Source organism: Streptomyces sp. NPDC037100, assembly GCF_055606225.1.
This window is the reverse complement of sequence record NZ_JBVJSX010000009.1, coordinates 85,559-104,013: the sequence shown is the minus strand read 5'-3', so window position 1 is coordinate 104,013 and position 18,455 is coordinate 85,559. Positions and strand designations below refer to the sequence as shown.

15 protein-coding genes are annotated in these 18,455 nt (G+C 73.5%); 9 read left to right on the top strand and 6 right to left on the bottom strand.

Going from position 1 to position 18,455, the window contains the following annotated elements; genetic code table 11:
- Positions 1 to 245: 245 nt before the first annotated feature.
- Positions 246 to 704 carry a DUF6214 family protein gene (locus ACZ7EG_RS27370; protein WP_471084227.1) on the bottom strand — a complete coding sequence of 153 codons (459 nt, stop codon included), beginning with the start codon at positions 702 to 704 and terminating at the stop codon, positions 246 to 248.
- Positions 705 to 913: 209 nt separating this feature from the next.
- Between ACZ7EG_RS27370 and ACZ7EG_RS27365 the strand changes: the two genes are divergently transcribed.
- The gene (locus ACZ7EG_RS27365; protein ID WP_471084224.1) at positions 914 to 2,257 is read left to right on the top strand and encodes an FAD-dependent oxidoreductase; all 1,344 of its coding nucleotides are present in this window, start codon (positions 914 to 916) and stop codon (positions 2,255 to 2,257) included.
- 110 nt (positions 2,258 to 2,367) lie between these two features.
- Here ACZ7EG_RS27365 and ACZ7EG_RS27360 read toward each other — a convergent pair whose 3' ends face one another.
- Positions 2,368 to 3,663, bottom strand: a complete 1,296-nt coding sequence (locus tag ACZ7EG_RS27360; protein ID WP_471084929.1) for an extracellular catalytic domain type 1 short-chain-length polyhydroxyalkanoate depolymerase — start codon at positions 3,661 to 3,663, stop codon at positions 2,368 to 2,370.
- Positions 3,664 to 4,057: 394 nt separating this feature from the next.
- Here ACZ7EG_RS27360 and ACZ7EG_RS27355 point away from each other — a divergent pair, with 394 nt between their 5' ends.
- Positions 4,058 to 4,846: a pectate lyase gene (locus ACZ7EG_RS27355; RefSeq protein ID WP_471084221.1), complete on the top strand. Its 789-nt coding sequence runs from the start codon at positions 4,058 to 4,060 to the stop codon at positions 4,844 to 4,846.
- Between the two features lie 76 nt (positions 4,847 to 4,922).
- Here the strand turns inward: ACZ7EG_RS27355 and ACZ7EG_RS27350 are convergent, their stop codons facing one another.
- The gene (locus ACZ7EG_RS27350; RefSeq protein ID WP_471084218.1) at positions 4,923 to 5,681 is read right to left on the bottom strand and encodes a PaaX family transcriptional regulator C-terminal domain-containing protein; all 759 of its coding nucleotides are present in this window, start codon (positions 5,679 to 5,681) and stop codon (positions 4,923 to 4,925) included.
- 75 nt (positions 5,682 to 5,756) lie between these two features.
- On the opposite strand from ACZ7EG_RS27350, the gene ACZ7EG_RS27345 reads away from it, so the two are divergent.
- Together ACZ7EG_RS27345 and ACZ7EG_RS27340 are read left to right on the top strand one after the other, a co-directional pair.
- The gene (locus ACZ7EG_RS27345) at positions 5,757 to 7,433 is read left to right on the top strand and encodes an acyl-CoA dehydrogenase family protein (RefSeq protein WP_471084215.1); all 1,677 of its coding nucleotides are present in this window, start codon (positions 5,757 to 5,759) and stop codon (positions 7,431 to 7,433) included.
- Between the two features lie 279 nt (positions 7,434 to 7,712).
- A complete protein-coding gene (locus ACZ7EG_RS27340) occupies positions 7,713 to 9,755 on the top strand; it encodes a HEAT repeat domain-containing protein (RefSeq protein ID WP_471084212.1) in 2,043 nt (680 codons plus the stop codon).
- A 229-nt stretch (positions 9,756 to 9,984) separates the two neighbouring features.
- On the opposite strand, the gene ACZ7EG_RS27335 is transcribed toward ACZ7EG_RS27340, so the two are convergent.
- Positions 9,985 to 10,569 carry an Rv1733c family protein gene (locus ACZ7EG_RS27335; RefSeq protein ID WP_471084209.1) on the bottom strand — a complete coding sequence of 195 codons (585 nt, stop codon included), beginning with the start codon at positions 10,567 to 10,569 and terminating at the stop codon, positions 9,985 to 9,987.
- Between the two features lie 211 nt (positions 10,570 to 10,780).
- Between ACZ7EG_RS27335 and ACZ7EG_RS27330 the strand changes: the two genes are divergently transcribed.
- The 4 genes from ACZ7EG_RS27330 (at position 10,781) to ACZ7EG_RS27315 (ending at position 14,741) form a co-directional block, all read left to right on the top strand.
- Positions 10,781 to 11,938: a WD40/YVTN/BNR-like repeat-containing protein gene (locus ACZ7EG_RS27330; RefSeq protein ID WP_471084206.1), complete on the top strand. Its 1,158-nt coding sequence runs from the start codon at positions 10,781 to 10,783 to the stop codon at positions 11,936 to 11,938.
- Positions 11,939 to 12,046: 108 nt separating this feature from the next.
- On the top strand, positions 12,047 to 12,724 hold the full coding sequence (locus tag ACZ7EG_RS27325; protein WP_471084203.1) for a uracil-DNA glycosylase: 678 nt from the start codon (positions 12,047 to 12,049) through the stop codon (positions 12,722 to 12,724).
- The gene (locus ACZ7EG_RS27320) at positions 12,721 to 13,707 is read left to right on the top strand and encodes an N-acetylglucosamine kinase (RefSeq protein WP_471084201.1); all 987 of its coding nucleotides are present in this window, start codon (positions 12,721 to 12,723) and stop codon (positions 13,705 to 13,707) included. Before ACZ7EG_RS27325 ends, ACZ7EG_RS27320 begins: the two co-directional genes overlap by 4 nt.
- A 110-nt stretch (positions 13,708 to 13,817) precedes the next feature.
- Complete coding sequence (locus ACZ7EG_RS27315; RefSeq protein ID WP_471084198.1) at positions 13,818 to 14,741, top strand: sirohydrochlorin chelatase; 924 nt, start codon at positions 13,818 to 13,820, stop codon at positions 14,739 to 14,741.
- A gap of 112 nt (positions 14,742 to 14,853) precedes the next feature.
- Here the strand turns inward: ACZ7EG_RS27315 and ACZ7EG_RS27310 are convergent, their stop codons facing one another.
- Positions 14,854 to 15,879: a lactonase family protein gene (locus ACZ7EG_RS27310; protein ID WP_471084195.1), complete on the bottom strand. Its 1,026-nt coding sequence runs from the start codon at positions 15,877 to 15,879 to the stop codon at positions 14,854 to 14,856.
- A gap of 400 nt (positions 15,880 to 16,279) precedes the next feature.
- The gene (locus ACZ7EG_RS27305; RefSeq protein WP_471084192.1) at positions 16,280 to 17,770 is read right to left on the bottom strand and encodes an FUSC family protein; all 1,491 of its coding nucleotides are present in this window, start codon (positions 17,768 to 17,770) and stop codon (positions 16,280 to 16,282) included.
- Between the two features lie 198 nt (positions 17,771 to 17,968).
- Here ACZ7EG_RS27305 and ACZ7EG_RS27300 point away from each other — a divergent pair, with 198 nt between their 5' ends.
- Positions 17,969 to 18,445 carry an Lrp/AsnC family transcriptional regulator gene (locus ACZ7EG_RS27300; protein WP_471084189.1) on the top strand — a complete coding sequence of 159 codons (477 nt, stop codon included), beginning with the start codon at positions 17,969 to 17,971 and terminating at the stop codon, positions 18,443 to 18,445.
- The last annotated feature ends 10 nt before the right edge of the window (positions 18,446 to 18,455 follow it).

Genomic DNA, 18,455 nt, shown 5'->3' with positions numbered 1-18,455 from the left:
CCACCGCGTGATCATCGGTTGGTGTGTGGACAAACGAAGATCGTGCGGTGGCCGCAGGCCATAGCGTGGACCCTGACCGCCGACGGGCGATGTTCGACCCGGTGATGGCCCGGATCGCGGGGCGGTTCAGGCGAGTTGAGCCTCGGGCATCGGCCCGCCTATCTGTCGTGAGCCGGCGGGAACGGTAGACGGAGCCCCCTTTGGACACGACGGTTGACGGGCAATCGCCAGGGGCCTGGACGCGTTCAGCGCCGGGCGCGACGCGGCGACAGCAGGCCCGCGTCCCGGGCCTGGCCGATCAGCCGGAGGGACGCGCGACGGCTGTGCCCGGTCGCCCCCATCACGGCGAGGATCGGGTCGGCGCCGTCCCGCTGGGCCGCGCGGTACTCCCGTGCCACCAGCCGACGCCCCTCCGGCCCGCGGGGCCAGGCAGGCCTGGCCCGGCGCCCCTGGCCCCCGCAGCCGTCGGGCCCGGCTCCGGGCCCACATGCCTCGGCCACCGACTCCTCGATCCAGTCGGCGAGCACGGCCAGGTCGTCGAGGGACAGTGCGGGCTGAGCGCGCACCTCCTCCACGCAGACGCATCCGCCGCCCACGACGGCCAGCGCATCCACCCGGGCACCGTCCCCGAACACCAGCCGGTACTCGAACCATCGCGTCGTGCCCTCGTTCTCCCGCACTTCCCACGCGGGGCGCACGGACACCGCACCGTCCGCCGGAGAGCGATCAGAAAGATTCAGAAAGGATGCTTTCAGCACAGGCCGAACGTAACCGCGTGATCACATTCCCTACAGATCGGACACGCGCCGCGGGTGGAGCACTGCACCCTGTCAGCGGAGCCCGGCGGGTGCGATGCTGGAGATGTCAGCGCTCTCCTGAGATCCGTCGGGTCCCCCGGGTAAGGAGTTCCGCCGTGCTGCGAGTCGCCGTCGTAGGCTCCGGGCCGAGCGGCTGCTACACCGCCCAGAGCCTCGTCCAGCTGGACTCCGACGTGCGCGTCGACGTCCTGGACCGGCTGCCGTGCCCGTACGGCCTCGTCCGCTACGGCGTGGCACCCGACCACGAGAAGATCAAGTCGCTGCAGAGCAACCTGCGCGCGGTCCTCGAGCACGACCGGGTCCGGTTCCTCGGCGGCGTGCAGATCGGCCCCGGCGGCATGGCCGTCGCGCGGCTGCGGGAGCTCTACCACGCGGTGGTGTACTGCGTGGGCGCCGCGACCGACCGGCGTCTGGGCATCCCCGGGGAGGACCTGCCGGGGAGCTGGTCGGCGACGCAGTTCGTGTCCTGGTACAGCGCCCACCCGGACGCCGTGGACGCCGGTTTCCTGCGGAACGCCCGGTCGGCCGTGGTCGTCGGCGTGGGCAACGTCGCCGTGGACGTCACGCGGATGCTGGCCCGGGGGCCGGCCGAGCTCACCCCGACCGACATGCCGCAGGCGGCCCTGACCACCCTCGCGGACAACCGGGTGACCCGGATCCACATGGTGGGCCGGCGCGGTCCGTCCCAGGCCCGGTTCACCACCAAGGAGCTGCGCGAACTGGGCTCACTGCCGGAGACCGACGTGGTGGTGGATCCGGCTGAGCTGGCCCTGGACCCGGGGTACACGGATCCTTCCGCACTGCCCGCGCCCCAGCGCCGCAACGTGGAGGTGCTGCGCGGCTGGGCGCAGACACCCCCGAAGGGCGCGCCACGCCGCATCCACCTCCGGTTCTTCCTCCGTCCGGCCGAACTCCTCGCCGAGGAGGGCCGCGTGGGCGCTGCGCGGTTCGAACGCACAGCTCCGGACGGTCACGGCGGCGTGACGGGTACGGGCCGGCATGAGGTCATCGAGGGGCAGCTGGTCCTGCGCTCGGTGGGCTACCGCGGAGTCCCCCTGGAGGGCCTTCCGTTCGACCCGGCCACCGGAACCGTGCCGAACCTGTCCGGCCGCGTGCTGCGCGAGGGCGTCGTCACTCCCGGCGAGTACGTGGCGGGCTGGATCAAGCGCGGCCCCACCGGCGTCATCGGCACGAACCGCCCCTGCGCGAAGGAGACGGCGACGTCCCTGCTGGAGGACGCCCCCGCCCTCGCCGCGAAGACGGTCCCCGACGACCCTCTGCCGGCCCTGCGCACGGAAGGTACCGATCCGGTGGAATGGCCGGGCTGGCAGTCGATCGAACGTGCGGAGGCCGCGCTGGGTGCGTCACTGGGCAGGGGCGTGGTGAAACTCCCCGACTGGCAGTCGCTCCTGGAAGCCGCTCGGGCCGAGGTGCGTTAGAGGCGCGCGTCAGTCGCCCGGAGGGACGGCCTGCCGGGCAGCCGCATCGAGCAGCGCGGCCAACTGATCGGTCCGGCCCGGCCGCCCGGTCCGGCACTCGCAGAGGTAGGTCAACCGGCCACGCACGCCGTTCCGTTGAGCGTGAAGGCGGCCGGGGCGGCGCTGTTGCCGCCGTGACTCGCCTGGTAGCCGATGCTCACGCTCGCGCCCGGCGCGATGATGCCGTTGTACGCGACGTCGGTGGCGGTGACCGACCCGGACGACGGCGTGTACGTGGCACCCCAGCCGCCCGTGACCGTCTGCCCCGCGGGCAGCGTGAAGCCGAGCTTCCAGCCGTTGACGGCTGTCGTGCCGGTGTTGGTGAGGGTCACGGAGGCGGTCAGACCGGTGCTCCAGGCGTTCACCGAGGCCGTCACCCGGCAGGCGCCGGGCTGGGGCTGGGGAGCCGGCCCGGAGCCGTCCAGGCCGAAGAAGGTGAGCACGCGGGACGCCATGCCCTGGGCGTACAAGTTGTGGCCGACGCCCTGCAGACCGACGGCCTCCACGGGGGCCCGGTCACCCGTGCCTCCGTAGCGGGTACGGGTCCAGCCGGACTGGGGCGTGTCGGTGGTGACGGGGGTCTGGCTCACGCCCTGCACGTTGGTCCACTGCTTGATCTGCTCCCCGAAGTTGGGGTAGCGCAGGACGTCGTCCTGGGTGCCGTGCCAGATCTGCATCCGGGGCCGGGCGCCGGTGTAGCCGGGGTACGCACTCCGGGCCAGGTCGCCCCACTCCTCCGGGGTGCGGGTGACCGAGCCGCCCGAGCAGGCGCTGTTCCACTCGGAGCCGTCGGTGGTGGCGAAGCAGCCGAACGGGACGCCGGAGAAGGCGGCGCCCGCCGCGAACACGTCCGGGTAGTCCCCGAGCAGGACGTTCGTCATCATCGCGCCGGAGGAGATGCCGGTGGCGAAGATCCGGCCGGTGTCGGCGTTGTAGGTCCGGGTGGTCCAGTCGATCATCGACTTGATGCCGACGGGGTCGCTGCCGCCGCCGCGGCGCAGGGCCTGGGGTGACGAGACGTCGAAGCACTTGCTGCTGCGGGTGACGGACGGGTAGAGCACGATGAATCCGTAGCGGTCGGCGAGCGTGTCGTACTCGGTGCCGTTGTACATGTCCGGGCCCGAGCCGGTGCACCAGTGCACGGCCACCACGATGGCCGGCTTCGGCGTGACGCTCTCCGGTACGTACAGGTACATGCGCAGGTTGCTGGGGTTCGTGCCGAAGTTCGTGACCTCGGTGAGGGCAGCGGCGGGGACGGCCCCCGTGCGGGCGGCATCACGGGCGGGCTCGCCCGCGGCCGCCGCGGGTGCGCCCAGCACGGTGGCCGCCAGTAGGGGCAGCAGCGCGGCGACGAGCGCGAGGAACATCGGCCACGGGCGTCTCGGCGCCGTGGGGTGGGGGGTCGCGGACACGTCGGGGTTCCTTCCGTCGTGAGGTGCGGTTCAGGAGGCATCCGTTTCGGCATGGTGACATGGACATGGTTTTCATGGAAGCGCTCCCACACCGGCAGCACCCTGACCAGGAGCGGCCGAATACGTTCTGCGCGAGGCGTTGACTAGAAAGCGCTTGCCCCCTACGTTCCGTTCAGCAGTGTGACCCGCCGACGCGAGCAGCCCCCCAGGGAAGCTCAGATCGAGCGGCATACTGAACGTTGTTCACCAACGTGACCCACCAGCTCAACGAAGGCACGCCCCCCGACGGGACGCTCGGGCTCCGGAGGAGCCCGACGCGCTCCACCCCCACGACAGAAGGAATCGGGACATGACTTCTGCGACACGCCCGCGCGCCCGCAGGCGCGCACTGACCGGCGCACTGGCCACCCTCGGCCTCTCGGTTGGCATGATCATGACCACGAATGCGCCCACCGCGAGCGCCGCCACCTGGCCGACTCCCAACGGCAGCCAGGGAACCTCCGCCACCATCTCCGTGTCCGGCACCAAGGACTACGGGATGAAGCGGTACTACGGCACCGGCGCCCTGGCCGGTGACGGCCAGGAGGAGGGTCAGGACCCGATCTTCAAGCTCGCCGACGGCGCTGTGCTGAAGAACGTCATCCTCGGCGCCCCCGCGGCCGACGGCATCCACTGCGAGGGCAGTTGCACGCTGCAGAACGTCTGGTGGGAGGACGTCGGCGAGGACGCCGCCACCTTCCGCGGCGGCAACGGTGCCACCTACCAGGTGATCGGCGGCGGCGCGAAGAAGGCGGCGGACAAGGTCTTCCAGCACAACGGCGGCGGCACCCTCACCATCTCCAACTTCGCGGTGCAGGAGTTCAAGACGCTGTACCGCTCCTGCGGTGACTGCTCCACGCAGTACACCCGCAAGGTCAACCTCAACACCGTCGACGTGACCGGCACCGGCTCCACGGCGCGGCTCGTCGGCATCAACGTCAACCGCAACGACGTGGCGACGCTGCGGAACATCACCATCCGCAACGACTCCGGCCGCAAGGTCGTCCCCTGCCAGAAGTACAACAACAACACCGCCGTCGGATCCGGGCCCGACAGCAAGAACTGCCTCTACTCCACCTCGGACATCATCTACAGGTAGTCCCCCCTCAGACTGTCCCCCCACGGTGAAGGCGGCCGTGCGGAGCGCCGGCGGGCGCTGCGCACGGCCGTCCGCGTCATGTGCCGCGCACGCGCGCGCGTACCTCCCCGATCAGCTCCCGCTGGTAGGCGGTGTAGGCGGCGCGCAGTTCGATGCCGGGCCAGTCGGCGGGCAGGAGTCCGGGCGGCAGCACGGGGTCGGCGAGCAGGTGCCGTACGACGGCGGCGAAGGCCGTCAGACGGTCGGCCGGGCGGGACGAGCCGGCGATGTGGGCGAGCAGAGCCCGGGCGGTGGCGGACCAGGCGTCCAGCGGCCACAGAGCTTCGGCCAGTTCGCCCGAGGGGCGATCAGGGCGGGCCGTGTAGCGCTGGACGACCTGGTTCAGGTCATCCGGGAGAGCACGGGCGAGATTGGCGGGCCGGAGCCAGACGCCTTCGCGGAGTTCGGCAAGCCGGAGGGCGGTCAGCCGTGTGCGCAGGTCTGCGCGTTCGGCCGGGCCGCGTCCGGTCGCGGTGATCACGACCATCTCCCAGTCGCCGTGCCACGCGCGCGTGCGCGGTCGCACGGCGTCGTCCTGGCGGCGCTGGCGCTCCAGCAGCCGGTCGCTGAGGCGGTAGCCGCCGTCCGTGCGCCGCAGGTCTCCGGCGGCCACCATCCGGCTGAGCGCCGCCCGCAGGGTGGAGCCGCCGACGTCGAACCCGTCCACGAGCCGCAGCAGCTCCCTGACCGGCAGTTCGGGGGGATGCGTGCCGAGGAGCAGGCTCAGGACGACCGACCGCGCGGACAGCGGGCGCAGATCGAGCGCGCCGGGCGGCGCCGGGACGTTCATCGGCATGGTCACAAACTGTACGCCGCGGATATCCGTGTTGCTGGATTGCTGCGACCGCAGTCAGAATGCAACACTCGACGCATGGTCTCCTCACTGGACGAACAACCGGCGTACCGCGGGCCCACGCACGAGGTCACCAACCAGGCCCCGCCCCTCACCCCCTACGACGCCTCCGACGACAGGGCCCTGCTGGAGGGGCTGCGGCGGGAGGGCGCCGGGTGGGCCGAGGAGGACCTGCGGCGGCTCGGGAGGCAGGCCGGCAGCGCCCAGGCGCAGGAGTGGGCCGACCTGGCCAACCGGCACGAGCCGGAGCTGCGCACGCACGACCGGTACGGCAACCGCGTCGACGAGGTCGAGTTCCATCCCAGCTGGCACCACCTGATGCGCACGGCGATCGGGGAGGGACTGGCCGCATCGCCCTGGGCGGACGACCGGCCCGGCGCTCATGTCGTCAGGGCCGCGGGCGGACTGGTGTGGGGGCACACCGAGGCCGGGCACGGCTGCCCCACGTCGATGACCTACGCCGCCGTTCCCGCGCTGCGCAGGCAGCCCGAGCTGGCGAAGCTCTACGAGCCGCTGCTGACGAGCCGGGAGTACGACCCGGTCCTCCGGGAGCCCACGGAGAAGCGCGGGCTGCTCGCGGGCATGGGGATGACCGAGAAGCAGGGCGGTTCCGACGTCCGGACGAACACCACGGCGGCCACACCGACGGCCGAGCCCGGCGTGTACACGCTGCGCGGGCACAAGTGGTTCACCTCGGCGCCGATGTGCGACGTGTTCCTCGTCCTGGCACAGGCTCCGGGCGGGCTGTCGTGCTTCCTGGTGCCGCGTGTACTGCCGGACGGGACCCGCAACACCTTCCGCATCCAGCGGTTGAAGGACAAGCTGGGCAACCGGTCCAACGCCTCCTCCGAGCCCGAGTTCGACGGGACGGTGGCCTGGCTGGTCGGCCCGGAGGGGCAGGGCGTGAAGACCATCATCGAGATGGTCAACTGCACGCGGCTGGACTGCGTGATGATGTCGGCCGCGCTGATGCGCAAGTCCCTCGTCGAGGCCGGGCACCACGCGCGCCACCGCAGCGCGTTCGGCGCACGGCTCGTGGACCAGCCGCTGATGCGCAACGTTCTGGCCGATCTGGCGCTGGAGTCCGAGGCCGCCACGACGCTCACCCTGCGACTGGCGGGGGCGGCCGACCGGGCGATCCGCAAAGACGATGTCGACAGGTCGGAGGCCGCGTTCCGCCGGATCGCCACCGCCGTCGGGAAGTACTGGGTGACCAAGCGGGGCCCGGCCTTCACCGCGGAGGCACTGGAGTGCCTCGGCGGCAACGGCTACGTCGAGGACTCGGGCATGCCGCGGCACTACCGCGAGGCTCCCCTGCTGTCGATCTGGGAGGGCTCGGGGAACGTCAACGCGCTCGATGTGCTGCGGGCGCTGACCCGCGAACCGGGCACCGCCGAGGCCCTGTTCGGAGAGCTCGCCCTCGCCCGGGGAGCGGACGCCCGCCTGGACTCGGCCGTGACGCGGCTCAAGACGGGTCTGTCCGAGGCGTCACCGACCACGGCTCGCCGGCTCGTGGAGCAGATGGCGCTGACCCTCCAGGCCTCCCTCCTCGTCCGGCACGCCCCGGCGGCCGTCGCCGACGCGTTCTGCGCGACACGGCTCGGGGGTGACTGGGGGCACGCGTTCGGGACGCTGCCGCAGACGGCGGACCTGGACACGATCGTGGAGCGGGCGCTGCCCGGCGGCAGGGGCTGAGGAGCCGGGGCCGGGCCGGCCGGTCGAGAGGGCGACCGACGCGGGCGGGGCAACCAGCCAGGGCGGGCAACCGGTCCGGGCGGGACAACCTGCCAGAGCGGGCAACCGGCCAGGGCGGGACAACCTGCCAGAGCGCGGGCCACCGGCCAGGGCGGGGCCGACTCGAACTCAAGCCATCGTGCGCACAGATCGCGCACAGTCATCTCCCGATTCCGCTTCGTTGTCGGTGCCGTGGTGCAGACTCCCCGTCAGTTGGCATTTCGTCTGGGGGAGGACAACGTGTTCAGGGGGATGGACGAGGTCGACTGGGCCTCGCTGCGCCACGCGCACGGCAGCGCGGAGGACGTACCCGGACTACTGCGGGGGCTGGCCTCCGCCGACCCTGCCGAGCGACAGACCGCGCTCGACGGGATGTACGGCGCCGTGCACCACCAGGACGACGACGTCCACGACTCGACGCTCGCCTGTGTTCCGTTTCTCCTTGCGCTCGCCGGCCGCGAGGAGGTGCGGGACCGGGCGGGGGTGGTGGAACTCCTCGTCAGCATCGGCGACATCGCCGGTGCCCGCGATGACCGCGCGGCAGAGGTGCGGGAGACCCTGCGCGCGCGTGCCGACGTCTTCGTCCGTCTCGCGGGGGACCCGGACGCCGCAGTACGACGGGCGGTCCCGGGCGCGCTGGTGCGGTACGTCGACCAACCGGAGCGGGTGCTCGACCTGGTGCGGGAGCGGATCAACGTGGAGCGGGACGACGGTGTCCTGCTCGCCCTCGCGGAGAGCCTCGGCCTGTTCGCGCAGCGCCACCGCCCGGCCGTGGAGGCTCACGCAGCCGAGGCGGTGCGCCTGCTGACCGAGCTGAGCGGGCCGCCTTACGGCCCCGGTCTCCGGCTCGCCGCACTCGGCCAGCTCGCGGGATGCGCCCCGGATCTGCTCCCCGCCGATCTCGTACCGACCGTCGTCCGGCTGCTCAGGGACAGATCGGGGAGGCGGGCCCGGGCGGGACGCCCGGACGACTGTCCGGGTCCGGACACACTCGCCGCCCGGCTGCGGCGGCTGCGCCCCTCTGACGAGGAGGGCTCCCGGCTGCTGCGGACCCTGCACTCCGCGCTCGGCAGCCGGGTGGCCGACCGTGTCGCCCTGCTGTGCGGGCAGTTGACCAGCCCGGATCCCCTCGACCGGTGCAACGGCGTGTGGATGTCGGCCGGGCTCTTCCGTGAATGGCGCGCCGGCCACGCGGAGCCGGTCACCCTCATCGGTAACCAACTGGGCGCGAAGGAGGTCCGGTTGCACGACGCGGCGGTCACGGTCCTGCTGGAGCTCTCCGAGCTGGCCGCGCCTGCCGCGGACCCTCTTCACGCGTTGGTGACGTACCGTCCCGAACTGCGCATACGGCATGGGGAGCGGGGCGCACCGGCCCTGGGCGGCCCGCTCAAGGCACTGGCCGGGACGGGGGACGCGCGGGCCGTACCGCTGCTGGCCGAGGTGCTGGCGGGTCCGGTCGTACCGCACGATCTGGGGCTGGCCGTACCCCACCTGGGCCGCGCGGCCGTGCCGCTCGCCCCCGCGCTGCGGCGACGGCTCGCCCGCGTGCCGCTCGACGCGTCCGACATCCGCGAACGGGCCGTTCCCCTGCTGTCGGCCCTTGCCGCGCTGGGCGACGACGCCTCCGTACCCGCTGTGTTGCGTCTGCTGCGCGGCATGCCGGACGGGCTGCGGCGGCGCGACGCCGTCACGGAGGCGGCGGTCCGTGCCCTCGGCGCGTTCGGCGACGCCGCACGCGAGGCGGTACCGGATCTGCGCGGACTGCTGGAGTGCGACTGCGCCCTCGCGGCGGCGGACGCGCTGTGGTCGATCACGGGTGACGCACATGCCGTGCTGCCCGTGCTGCTCCGCGCCTTGACGGACACGATGACGGACCCGGGGACTGACACGGGGAACGACCGCCGACGCCGCGCGGCGGCTCTACTGGGGCGGCTGGGCCCCGCCGCTCGCCCGGCCCTGTCCGGGCTGCGCGAGCTGGCCGACCACGGTGACGCGCGGGAACGGGCCACCGCCGCCTGCGCGGTGTGGCGGACGACCGGGGAACCGGAACGGTTCCTCCCCATCCTCCGCTCGACGTGGAGGGAGCACCCGCGCACGCGCGCGATGGTCGCCGAGTGCGTCTCGGCACTGGGACCGGCGGGAGCACCCCTGCACGACCTGCTCCGAGCCGAGCTCGCCTCTCCCCGCCGGCATCGCACCGACGCCGGAGGCAACGGCATACGCGAGGACCTGACACTGCTGCGGGTGTGTGGTCGGGCGCTGGCCGGAGCGGGGCACCGGTAGGGCAGGCGCCTGCGGGTGGCGGACAGGGCCGCCGGTGGGGCCGGCGCCTGGGGGTGGCCGGGCGAGGCCGCCAGCGGGAGCGGCGCCTACGGGTAGCCGGACAAGGCCGCCCGCGGGAGCGGCGCCTACGGGTAGCCGGACAAGGCCGCCCGCGGAGCCGGCGCCTACGAGTAGCCGGACAAGGCCGCCAGCGGAGCCGGAGCCTGTCGGACCGGGCGCCGCGACGGCCTCACCCCGTCGTACGCCCCCACATCGGGCCGAAGCGGGCCCACTCCGCGTCCCACTGCTCGATGCGGCGATGCTCCAGGCGACCGCGAAGAGCACGGCCGGCGACCAGGGGGACGGCCGCGGCGCAGAGGCCTGCCGCGCCCCCGATCAGGCAGGCCCGTACACGGGCCTGGGATTCGGTGACGGGCCGGGTGACCTGACGGCCCTCGGGATCCGTCCACACGGTGACCGGGGCCCCCACGGCGCTGCCCGCCGGGACCCGCAGCTCGCCGGAGTGCTCGGACCCGTCCGCGGCGGTCCACCGTGCCGTCGCCCACACCGTCTCGGTGCGGGACACACGGCCGTTCTCGGAGGCCACCCCGGGGGCGCGCTCGGCGAGCCGTGCCACGAGGGGGCGCCACTCGACGCGTTCCCGGGCCAGTCCGTCCTCGACGGAACGGCTCACCGTCGTCCCGGCGAGCAGCCCGACGAACACGGTGAGCATCCACACGCCCAGGACGACCCAGGCCTCCACCCGGTCGCCACGGCGCTTGAGCGGATTGCGCCGCCAGCGCCACAGCCACACCTTCGGTCCACGTAATGCCATCGAAGGCCTCCTCCTCACGAGCCCACGACCATTCCGCCGCTCTCCCCATACGGACGGCGGCGCCTGGATGCTCACTGCACCTACCCGGCGTCACGATCTCCGCGGTCCCCGGCCCCGGCGAACGCCCGGCCAGGGCGGCCCGCGAGACCCGGACCCGCCTCGCCGACACCCCGCTGACCTGGGGCTCAGCCCGCTCCGGAGGTGACTGTCAGTGGTCGGGTGCAGACTGGCCGGTGTTCGGGACGAGGGCGTCAACGACGACGCCGCGGAGGTGATCGGCATGACCGAGGTACTGCTCGCCGTGGGCACGCGCAAAGGCCTGTTCATCGGGCGCCGGCGAGGTGGTGGGGCCTGGGAGTTCGACGAGAGCCCCTACTTCAACGCGCAGGCCGTGTACTCGGTCGCCGTCGACACCCGGGCCGGGACCCCGCGGCTGCTGGTCGGCGGCGACAGCGCGCACTGGGGCCCGTCCGTGTTCCACTCCGACGACCTCGGCCGGACCTGGACCGAACCGGCCCGCCCGGCGGTCAAGTTCCCCAAGGACACGGGGGCGTCCCTGGAGCGGGTGTGGCAGCTGCACGCGGCCGCCGCCGAGCCGGACGTGGTGTACGCGGGCACCGAGCCGGCCGCGCTGTACCGCTCGGAGGACCGCGGGGAGACGTTCGAGCTGGTCCGGCCCCTGTGGGAGCACCCCACGCGCTCGAAGTGGGTGCCGGGCGGTGGCGGGGAGGGCCTGCACACCGTGCTCACCGACCGGCGCGACCCGAAGGCGGTGACGGTCGCCGTCTCGACCGCCGGCGTGTTCCGCACCCTGGACGGCGGCGCGAGCTGGGCACCTTCCAACTCGGGTGTCTCCGCGGTGTTCCTGCCCGACCCGAACCCGGAGTTCGGTCAGTGCGTGCACAAGGTCGCGCGGGACGCGGCCACCCCGGACCGGCTGTACCTGCAGAACCACTGGGGCGTGTACCGCAGTGACGACGCCGGCGGGCACTGGACGGACATCGGCGAGGGCCTGCCGTCCACGTTCGGTTTCGCCGCGGCGGCGCATCCGCACCGGGGCGACACGGCGTACGTGTTCCCGATCAACGCCGACGCCGACCGGGTCCCGGCCGACCGGCGGTGCCGGGTCTACCGGACGACGGACGCGGGCAAGAGCTGGGAGCCCCTCTCGGCGGGACTGCCCCAGGAGGACCACTACGGCACGGTGCTGCGCGACGCGATGTGCACGGACGACGCCGACCCCGCGGGCATCTACTTCGGCAACCGCAACGGCGAGGTGTTCGCGTCGGCCGACGACGGCGACAACTGGCAGCAGCTCGCCTCGCACCTTCCGGACGTACTGTGCGTGCGGGCCGCGCTCGTCGGCTGAGGCAAGGGCGAGGACGGGGGAGGCGGAGGACCAGGCGGGGGCGAGGGTGCACTCAGGCGTTGGCCACCGGTTGATCGGCGCTGCCGGTACGGCAGTAGGGTGACGCCCGTGGCACCACGACCCTTGCATGAGATCGTCGAAGCGGGCTGGGCGAAGGCCCTGGAACCGGTGGCCGAACGCGTCGCCGCGATGGGGGACTTCCTCCGCGCGGAGATCACCGCGGGACGCACCTACCTCCCGGCCGGGCCGAACGTTCTGCGGGCCTTCCAGCAGCCCTTCGACGACGTACGGGTCCTGATCGTCGGTCAGGACCCGTACCCCACTCCAGGGCACGCGGTGGGGCTGTCGTTCTCGGTGGCGCCGGAGGTGCGGCCACTGCCCGGCAGCCTCATCAACATCTACCGCGAGCTGAACGCCGACCTGGGGCACCCCCAGCCGTCCAACGGTGACCTCACGCCGTGGACGCGGCAGGGTGTGCTGCTGCTCAACAGGGCGCTGACCACCGCCCCGCGCAAGCCCGCCGCACACCGGGGCAAGGGCTGGGAGGAGGTCACGGAGCAGGCCATCCGGGCCCTGGCCGGGCGCGGCAAGCCGCTGGTGTCCATCCTGTGGGGCCGTGACGCCCGCAATCTGCGCCCGCTCCTCGGGGACCTGCCTTCCGTCGAATCCGCCCACCCCTCCCCCATGTCGGCCGACCGGGGCTTCTTCGGTTCCCGCCCCTTCAGCCGGGCCAACGACCTGCTGATCCGCCAGGGCGGCCAACCGGTGGACTGGCGCCTGCCGTGACCGGGGCGTCGGAGGGTTCCGGGTTTCTCGCCGTGGACTCCGGAGGCTCCGGGCTCCGGGCCGTGATCGGCACCGCCGAGCGCGGACCGCTGGCCCGCCGCGAGTCCGGTGAGCCGGTTCGCACGGGCGGGCGAGGCATCGATCCCGGGCACTTCATGGCGCAACTCGTGCCGTTGGTGAGCGCGTTGACCGTGGAGGCGGGAGCGATGCCGCTGACCACCGTCGCCGTGGGCGCGGCCGGGATGGCCTCCCTGGGGGACGGGCTGCGTGCCGAACTGCCCGGCGCCCTGGCCCGGGAGTGGGGGGTGCGCCGAGTCGCACTGGCCGCCGATGCCGTGACCGCTTACGTGGGAGCGCTCGGGCCGCGCCCCGGTGCCGTGGTCGCCGGCGGTACGGGGCTGATCGCGGTGGGCACCGACCTGACCGCCTGGCGGCGTGCGGACGGCTGGGGGCATCTGCTCGGCGACTGCGGGGGCGGTGCGTGGATCGGCCGGGCCGGCCTCGAGGCCGCGCTGCGCGCACACGACGGGCGTCAGGACGGCTCGGCCCGTCTGCTGGCCCGCGCCGAGGAGGAGTTCGGGCCCGTGGCGGGGCTGCCCGGCGCGCTGTATCCCCGTCCCGACCGGCCCGCCGTGCTCGCCTCCTTCGCGCCCCGCGTGGCCGCCTGCGCGGACGAGGATCCTGTCGCCGCGGGCATCCTGCGTACCGCCGCCCGGCACATGGCGGACTCCGCGGCGGCCGTGTGCCCCTCCGGCGGTGAGCCGCGCGTCGCCGTCACCGGCGGCCTGTTCGAGCTGGGCGACCCGCTGCTGGGGCCTCTGGACGAAGAACTGGCCCGGCGGCTCCCCCGGGCGCGGCGGGTGCCGGCCGAGGGCGATCCGCTGCACGGCTCGGTGCGCATCGCGGCCGAACTGAGCACCGGTTCCCTCACGCTGCCGGGTGACGAGAGGATGCTGTCCGTGACCATCCGTTCGGGTGATTGATCCGATCGCGTCCGATCCGTACGTAACTCAATAGACAAAACGGGACGGATACCGCTCACCTGCACCCTCCCCGAACAGAGGAACCCAGGAAGCCAGTAACATGCGGCGCCATGAGTTCCCCCACTGGGCCCGCGGATGGCCTGCCCGTACGAATGCCGCGCCCCCGCCAGCCCGGACGGCACCGCCGTCCCGAGCCGCTGGTTGCTCCCGAGGGCGCGCCCGCGCTCGTCCTCGCCGTGCCGGGGACGCCCAGTAACACCACGCGCAGCCTCGCCGAAGAGGTCGTGAGCATCGCCCGCTCCGAGCTGCCCGGCCTCGACGCCCGCATCGGATACCTCGACGGGGACAACGCGGAGTTCCCCTCGCTGCAGGCCGTGCTCGTGCACGCGGCCGAGGAGCGCACGGCCCGTTTCGAGCAGGCCCGCGCCGCCGGCATGGACGTCAAGATGCCCGACGGCCCCGTCGCCGTCGTCGTGCCGCTGCTCGCAGGCCCGGACGGTTCGCTGCTGCGCCAGGTCCGCCAGGCCCTCATGGAGAGCCGTGTCGCCGCCGAGCTGACCGACGTCCTCGGTCCGCACCCGCTGCTCGCCGAGGCGCTGCACGTGCGGCTGTCCGAGGCCGGTCTCGCCCGTGCGGACCGTGCCCGGCTGTTCACCGTGGCGACCGCCGCGGACGGCATCATCCTCGCTTCGGTGGGCGGTGACGAGGCCGTGCAGGCGGCAGGCATCACCGGCATGCTGCTCGCCGCGCGTCTCGCCGTTCCGGTGATGGCCGCGGCCCTGGACCAGGAGGGCTCCATCGCCTCCGTCGCCGAGCAGCTGCGCTCCTCCGGCTCGCAGCAGCTGGCGCTCGCGCCGTACCTGATCGGCCCGGAGATCGAGCAGATCCTGCTCGAGGAGGCCGCGAAGGAGGCCGGATGCTCCGCCGCCGAGCCGCTCGGCCCGTACCCGGCGATCGGCAAGCTGGCCCTGGCCAAGTACACGACGGCGCTGGGTATCGCGCCGCAGCAGGCGCAGAGCACGCCCGTGCGCTGACACCAGGCGCCGCGCACGACACCGAGAAGGCCCGCTCCGGTTCGGAGCGGGCCTTCGTCGTCCGTGGGCGCCCGGCAGGGTGCGGGCGTGCGGGCGGCTTGGTGACTCCTGCTCAGCCGAGGGCCACGTAGGACACCGCCGGCACCCTGATCGAGCCGCCTCGTCGCGGAACGCCCGTGAGCGGATCGACCGCGAACCAGGTCACGTCGCCGGAGCGCTCGTTGGCGACGTACAGGAAGCCGTCGTCGGCGGTGAGGGCGCGCGGCCAGTGGCCGCCGCAACGCACCGTGGTGACGAGCCGCAGCCCTTCGCCTTCGACGGCGAGCACGGACAGGACGTCCTCGCCGCGGGTGGCGGTCCACACGAAGCGGCCGTCGCGCGAGGCGGCGATGCCCGAAGGGTAGGCCTCGCGCGCCGGTGCACCGGGCAGGACCGGGGTTTCGGACAGCGGCGTCAGGGCGCCTTCCGCCGCGTCCCAGCGGCACACGGTGACGGAGGGGCTCAGTTCGTTGACGACGTACGCGTGGCGGCCGTCCGGGTGGAAGGCCAGGTGGCGGGGCCCCGAGCCGGGGCGCAGGGCGGTCTCCCGGTGCAGAACCAGGGCACCGTCCGTCAGCGTGCACACCCGTACCGAGTCCGTGCCGAGATCCACGCTGACGGCCCAGCGGCCGCTCGGGTCGGGCTGCACCTGGTGTGCGTGCGGCCCCTGCTGGCGGGGCGTGTGCGGACCGGCGCCGCTGTGCCGGAGCACGCGGGATGCGGAGCGGGTGAGCGTGCCGTCGGGGCGGAGGGGGACCGCGGTGACGCTGCCGGAGCCGTAGTTGGCGGTCAGCACGTGCCCGGCGTACAGGCTGAGGTGGGTCGGGCCGCTGCCGTCGACCGGCACGGGCCGCCCGGCCGGCTCGGGCTTGTCCCCGTCCACCCGGTACGCGGCCACCGCGCCCTGGGCGGTCTCACTGACCGCGTACAGCATCTCCCCGTCCGGCGAGAGCGTCAGGCAGGAGGGGTCCGGGACGGCGTTCACGCTGCTCAGCACGGTCAGTGCGCCGGTGTCGGCGTCGACCTCCGCGGTCACGATGCCGGGGCCGCCGGCCGCCGTGAACGACCCGATGAACGCCCGCCGTCTGCCGTCCGCCACCGCTGTCCCCTCTCGTCCGCGCGGCCGGGTGGACCGCGCAGCCGATCATGCGCGGTCTAGACCAAACGGTCAAGGGCGCGTAGCCCGGTCGGCCCCGAGCGGGCGTCGGCACCGTGCCGGGCCGGGTCAGGCGCGCCGAAGATCGATATGCCGTGGGGCGGGAGGGCGATGCGGTGGGTGATCGCCCGGGCCTGCCCGTGCCCGCCCGCCCGTACGCACACGGGACCGTGCAGGGCCGGCTGCGTGCGTCCTCACGGTCCCGTCAGGCGCCCACCAGCGGTGAGCCCGATGGGTGCGCAGGGGGCGGGCCGGATCCGTCAAGGGCGCGTCGCCCGGCCGGACCCGGCGGAGCGGGCGTCTGCACCGTGCCGGCCCGGGGCTGCGCGCGTCCACGGTCCCGTCAGGCGCCCACCAGCGGTGAGCCCGACGGGGTGCGCAGGGGGCGGGCCAGATCGGCCAGGGCTCGCTCCAGGCCGTGCAGATGCGCCAGGGCGGGTTCCGCGTGGGGCAGGCCGTCCGCGTGGACCGCGATGTCCCTGCCCTCGGTGAGGGCCTCCACGGCGGCCTCCACCCGTCGGCAGGCCGTGGCGAGACGGGCGTCGTGGGAGGCCTCGGGGTCCGCCGCGACGGCGACCAGACCACGGATCTCGCGGGCGCAGTCGTCGAGGAGGGCCAGCACGTGCCGGGCCCGCCGCTTGCGGCCGAGCATCGGGTTCAGCGGGTGCACGAGCGGGGCGACCGACAGCCGCACCCGGGCGAGGAGCTGCTCCAGCTCCGCCACCCGCGGGGCCGGGTCGGCGTCCGCCGCGCCAGCCAGGCGCCGGGCGGTCTCGACGGCGCAGGCGTGCACGCAGCGCAGGGCCCGCCGGATCCAGGCGTCGGTGATGCTGTGAGTGGTCACGGGCAGGACGAGGATCACGGCCAGGGCGGCGCCGAGCGCCCCGACGCCGGTCTCGGCGAGCCGCAGGGCGAGCAGGCCGGGGCCGAGCACGCCGAGGAGGCCGTAGAGCAGTCCGGCGAGGAGGGTGACCCAGAGCATCATCCAGGTGTAGGACACGGCGGCGGTGTAGAAGATGCCGAACACACAGACGGCGGCCAGCGCGGCCGTGACGGCCGGGTCGCCGTGCACGGGCACGGCCACGAGCAGGCCGAGGGCGATGCCGATGACCGTTCCGAGCAGCCGCCGGAAGCCGCGGACCAGGGTCTCGCCGCGCGAGGTGGTGTTGACGAAGATCCACCAGGTGGCGCCGACGGCCCAGTACCAGCGCTGCCCGGACACCAGCTGGCCCACGACGAGGGCGAAGCCGGCCCCGGCGGTCGCCTGGATCGCCTGCCGGGTGGTCACCCGGGCCAGACCGGTGCCGCCCGGTGGAACGGGCACGGCCGGCGGGGGCAGGCGGCGCTCGTAGCACCAGAGGCCGAAGCGCACCCCGGCGGCGGCGAGGACCGACAGCAGGACCGCGGCGTACAGCTGGGGCAGCTGGCCGGTGGTGGCGTGCAGGAACTGCGCCACGAAGAAGGTCATGAACGCGAACACCCCGAGGCTGTGGCCGCGCGGGCCCCAGCGGCGCGCGTACACGCCTGCGCCGACGACGGCGAGGAAGGTGAGGTCCCTGGCCACCGGGTGGTCGTGCAGCTCGGCCGCGGCGGTGAGCACGGGCAGGCCCACGACGGGCAGCAGAGCGGTCGTGACGGCCTGGCCCCGCACCGTGGCGTCGGTCACGGTGAACAGGGCGAGCAGGGCGGCGAGACCGCCGGTGACGGCACCCGCGAGGGAATGCCCGGCGAGGCCGCACACCGCTACCGCGAGCGCGATGCCGAGCACGGCTCGCGCACCGAACCGCAGCCGCGTCCGCCCCGGATCCGGAGCCATGAACACCCTCTTCAGCACCGCTTACCGCCCCTCTCGCAACACCGGCCATGAACACGCATGAAAAAGGCGCCGCGGGGTCCGCAGCGCCATCGACGCACCCATATCAGCATCCCGGAGGCCAGTGGCTCAACCGGCTCCTCCTGAACTGGGCCATTGGTACAGTCTGAGCGACCGGTGAGCGGCCGCGGCAGAGCCAACGGACGAGAAGGAGGCGCCATGCCCGTGGACGAGCTCGACACCCGCATCCTGCGGCTGCTGCTGGAGCAGCCGGGCACCAGCGTGCGCGAGTACGCCCGGATCCTGGGCGTCGCCCGGGGCACGCTCCAGGCCCGGCTCGACCGGCTGGAGCGCGACGGTGTGATCACCGGCACGGCACCGGCCCTCTCCCCCGCCGCGCTCGGGCATCCCGTCCTCGCCTTCGTCCACATCGAGGTCACCCAGGGCCATCTCGACGAGGTGGGGGACGCTCTGGCGGCGGTACCGGAGATCGTGGAGGCGTTCTCGATCACAGGTGGCGGGGATCTGCTGGCCCGGGTGGTCGCCCGGGACAACGCACATCTGGAGGACGTCGTCCAGAAGCTGATCAGCATGCCCGGGGTGGTGCGCACCCGTACCGAGGTCGCACTGCGCGAGCGCGTGCCCCACCGGATGCTGCCGCTGGTGGAGTCGATCGGACGGTCGGCCCGCGGATGATCTTTGAGAG